Source organism: Sunxiuqinia sp. sy24, assembly GCF_052677165.1.
Genome location: NZ_JBQYLH010000036.1, coordinates 1 through 4,984, shown reverse-complemented (window position 1 = coordinate 4,984; position 4,984 = coordinate 1). Strand labels below are relative to the sequence as shown.

Here is a 4,984-nt window from a genome sequence, read left to right as displayed (position 1 = left end):
GTTCATTGATCGGTAAAAAAGAATATAAAGCAAAGATGATAATAATTTTTACTCCACCGGAAATTTATACTGATCCATGATCCGTATTATTCCAGCATGTGTTTGTTCTGGAGGCATCAGGTCATTTACAGCCCAATTTCTGGTTATATGGATTGGAGGCTAATATCATGGAATGGCTGTATTTCCGTCTGGACGACTTTATCTACTCCTTTTTCTTCTTTATTTTTATTTGATTCCTATAAGTTGTTGGTCCTAATTGTAGCACCAAGCCGGAAGCGTATGGGTTGGCTTAGTGACCTTAGTTATCACTTGGACGTCTTTATTTGTTGCAATTCCGGTCCTTATTTCTGTTAAAGGATATTCCACATGCATGTTTCTCGACTTCTCAGTTTTATAGAATGAAATTCAAAGAAAGTAGCACTTCCATGTAAGCCCTTCATTTTCGATCATATCTCGCTCCGTAGTCGTAAAGCAGATGGTTAGAATTTTGAATTTCAGAGTGACTTTCTTTTGACGAATTTTACGGTCGTCTAAGCTTTGAATAGTAGGCATGTCTTTGCTTTTTTACTATACATAACTATACGATTTATGCTGAGTGGTTTTTTGTTATTTGTTGGACTAAATTCTGACTAGTAATTAGCCCTAACGATTGTCACCTTTCTTCACTTTTCGCGCAGATATAAACACTTTTTTGTTGATAAACCCCCAATTATAGATCAAAAAATGACCTATTCGCATCAAAAATCATAGGTTTTAATAACTGAGAATAGGCTTTAGCTATCTCAGAAATACTGTTTGATTGGTCGAAATCACTTTACTCTTTAACATATTGACTCGAACTTCTAATTGCCGTAACTTGATTACCAAAGCTGATTAACAAGGATGTATATCTACCTCTAATTAACAGGTAAGTTAAGGAAGTAGAATAAGTAACCATAAAATTAGAACACTAATCCATAAACGACTCCTATGAAGCAAGGCTCTACTTTGATTTGGCGGGTAAGTTACTTAAGCAACAAGCTGACTTCTTTTTGTCGCGTTTCGGTTGACAATCAAATTTTCCAACTGGATCGTACGAATCTCCTCTTCTCTATTTCAGGCTGTATGGCTATGAAATATTTCAAGTATATCAAATTCTTTTGCATGGCTCCATTCAGGTGTGATGCGTCGACGAATACTTTCCGACTAACTTCTAACGACATGTGTGGCAACATTAAAACAGTACAAGTATGAAAACAAAAGTTTATAAAAATATTAGGTGGCTAAAGCAGCTTGTTTTAATGAGTGCCATGGTATTGATGGCCACAGCTGGTTTTGCACAGGAGAACCTCTCCATTTCAATGACCGGTGATTCGGATGTAGAGCCAGGAGATGACCTTATCTATACAATTACTTATAGTAACACGGGTGATCAAATTGCTCATGATGTGGAAATCACCTTGCAACTACCAACTACTCCAGATTACTATACCTTTGTAGAGGCGAGTCCTGATGGGAATTATGATGAAGCAACAAATACGGTCACTTGGAATAAGGGTTTTATCCCCCAGTTGGAATTGATGGGAGCTGGCCCTTATGTAATTCATGTTAGAATTAGAGCTGGTGTAAGAGGTACTAAATATGGGTATTCGTCATCTGGTTTTTATATGCCTAATGTTGGGATTACAGAATTTTCTAGTGTCGTTAGTATTGTAAGTACTGGAACGACTACTCCGGAAACTTCTGAGGTGAAAACATGGGTCACCCAGATTTCAGATACAGAGGTGACTGATGTTAATGGAATCATTAAGTCGGCGACAGGTGCATTGACTTACCACCTGGTGAAGGTGGAGAATAGAGGAAATATTTATGATAACTTTAGTTTGTTTATTAATCAGCATCCGGATAGTATTCGGGGATATGATTGTTATCCAAACCTTGATGGTGATAAAGATTTTCAACCACTTGATGGAACGATTATCGATTTAAATAATCAAAATGTTGCGGCAACAGATTGGCTAGGACCTGGCGAATCAAAATATTTCTTTGTTAAAAAAGAGTCACCATCAGGAACTAATCCAAGTAGTGGATCTGGGGATAAGTGGAATTGCATGGATATTATTGCTCAGTCTATTGTTAGTGGACAGCAAGATGATGGTCGGACTCAGACACTCATTGTAGGGAATGTCAATGAACCTTTAATAACACTGACTAAGATTGCTGCTCCTGATCCGGTTCAACGTGGAGGAGTAGTCGATTACACCATTTATATATTTAACTCCAATGATAAATCTTCAGCAGTTGCCACAAATCCCATTTTAACAGATTTCTTTCCAGAAGGAGCAAGCTATATTGAGGGAAGCGCAACTTATGAAGTGGGGATTGGCAATGGACTGAGTGAACCAGTATCTTTTAGTTATAATGAAACAGAGGGAACAGCAACTTGGGGGCTTGATCCGATTTTTGATGGACCTATCAATGCCATTACTGTTAAATTTAAAGTCTTAGTCGATGCAGAGGGTGATTGTACCGGGTCGCTGACGAACAATGCATCCTTAACTTTTGATGGTCTTACTAGTCCAATTACCGCTTCAATTACTTCTGGAATAGTGTCACATCCAGATTTGGTGATTACAAAGGAATCGGTAAAAAAAGAAGCGGTTCCAGGAGAGTCTGTAACCTATACTTTGACCTATTCAAATGAAGGAACTTGTCCGGTCGAGAATGTTGAGATTTTCGACTCATTTGATGCCGGGAAATTGAGCTATGTTAGCAATACGGGAAACGGGGTTGTAGATGGCAATGAAATCACTTTTGACTTAGCTTCAATTGATCCAGCTTCCGGGGGAACTTTATATCCGGGAGATCAGGGATCATTTAATGTTACCTTAGCAGTGAAAAGTGCAGCTAACTTTACAGTTGGAGGAACCTATCTGTTGAATAATACTGCTATCATTGATGGAGCTGATACCGGCACAACTGAAATTGACGAATTCAACAACACTTCCTCCTGGGCGATTGCGGTTAAAATTCTACCTGACTTAAAAATTGAAAAGACCGTATTTCCGGCACTTGAGCCTGGAATGGAAAGCACTTATACTTTAGCGATAACAAATGAGGGTGACAAGCCTGCTGTTAATGTGGTCGTTAAAGACCTTTTACCGGTTGGACTAACTGTTGGTGCTATTTCTGATGGAGGTGTAAATACTTCAGGTATTATTACCTGGCCAACAATCCCAAGCTTTGCCGTTGGCGATGAAGTTAACTATACGGTGACGGTTACTCCTGAATGCTCGGCAATTGGATCGATTACGAATAGGGCAGAAGTGTGGTCGGATACGCCCGACAAAGATGAGTTGAATAATGTTGTTGATTTAGAATCGGCACTTGCCGACAACACTTCACCGGTTGTTTCTGCTGCAGCTGGAAGTTCAACAGTAAATTGCCTGGCCAATGCACTTGAACCTGCTGATATTCCAACCGCATTGGATAATTGCGATGGTATTATCGTAGGTGTTTTGGAGGGGTATGTTGATAATCCGGATCCAATTAGCTGTGAAGGAACCAGAGTGTACACGTATTCTTATTCGGATGGTGCGGGTAATGTTTCCTATTGGACTTATACCTACACGATTGATGTGATTGATTTTACAATGCCTGCAGATGAAGGTTCAACTGTAGCCTGTATTTCTGAAGCGACTGAACCTACACCTCCTGAAGTGAACGATCATTGCGGTAATTTAATTATCCCATCCGGGCCAGTAGAAGGCGGTAGCTATGTCGATTGTGAGGGGACTGTTACTTATACCTGGACTTACGAGGATTGTGCAGGCAACAGCCATGATTGGGTTTATACATACAGGATTGAGGTGGAAGATTTCACGATGCCTGAAAATGATGGTTCTATTGTTGCTTGTGTTTCAGAAGCCACTGAACCGATTCCGCCTTCAGTAAATGACAACTGTGGTAATCCAATTACCCCATCCGGGCCGGTAGAAGGTGGTAGCTATGACGGTTGTGAGGGAACGGTTACCTATACCTGGACTTATGAAGACTGTGTAGGCAATTCTCATGACTGGGTTTATACTTATACAATTGAACGGGAGGATTTCACCATGCCCGCAAATGTGACTGAAACCATTGCTTGTGTGGATGATGTGGTTCCGCCAACACCTCCTGTAGTATATGACGCTTGCGGCAATCCAATCACTCCGGTTGCAGGTGCTACGCCGGCAACTCCAGCTTGTAATGGAGAGATGGTTTACACTTGGACATATACCGATTGCGAAGGAAACACCCACGACTGGACACATACCATTATTATTAGCGCTCCCGTGGTTATTATGCCCGCAAATGTAGTGGAAGTTGTTACTGATCCTGATAATGCGGGGATGGCTGAACCAGTTCCTCCTATCGTTGTTGACAATTGTGGAAGGGAATTATTGGTTAGTAGCGGTGTTGCCACTGGAAATAATGATTGTTTTGGTGCTAGGATCTGGACTTTTACTTATACTGATTGTTCCGGCAAGACCTATAAGTGGACCCATACTTATGCAAAAGAACAACCAATAGTTGAGATGCCCGCAAATGAAGCATCAACAGTTAATTGTGCTATTGATGCCACAAAACCAACTCCACCTGTTGTTTCTGACAGCAACGGCCTTTTGTTGGATGTTAGTGAAGGTGTCCGATCAACTGATCCTGCTTGTGAGGGAGATATAACCTGGACGTTTACTTATTTGGATTGCGTGGGAAATGCTTACGACTGGGTGTATACTTACACGGTTGATATTCCTGATTTTGCCGCAAACATGCCGGCTGACGGAAGTTCAACTGTAGATTGCCTGGCTGATGCTCAGGTTCAGCCGATACCACCTGCCGTTAATGATTACTGCGGTAATCCAATTACCCCAACCTTGGTGACCACGCCGGATGCTATTGCTTGTACTGGCGATATGGTCTGGGTATTTAACTATGAAGATTGTGCCGGTAATAATCACGATTG

At 41.0% G+C, this 4,984-nt stretch carries 1 protein-coding gene; it reads left to right on the top strand.

The genetic code is table 11. The features are described from left to right. Window positions 1-1,229: 1,229 nt before the first annotated feature. Window positions 1,230-4,984 (top strand): HYR-like domain-containing protein (locus tag ACUNWA_RS18920; protein ID WP_445593491.1); only part of this gene is annotated, 3,755 nt, incomplete at its 3' end.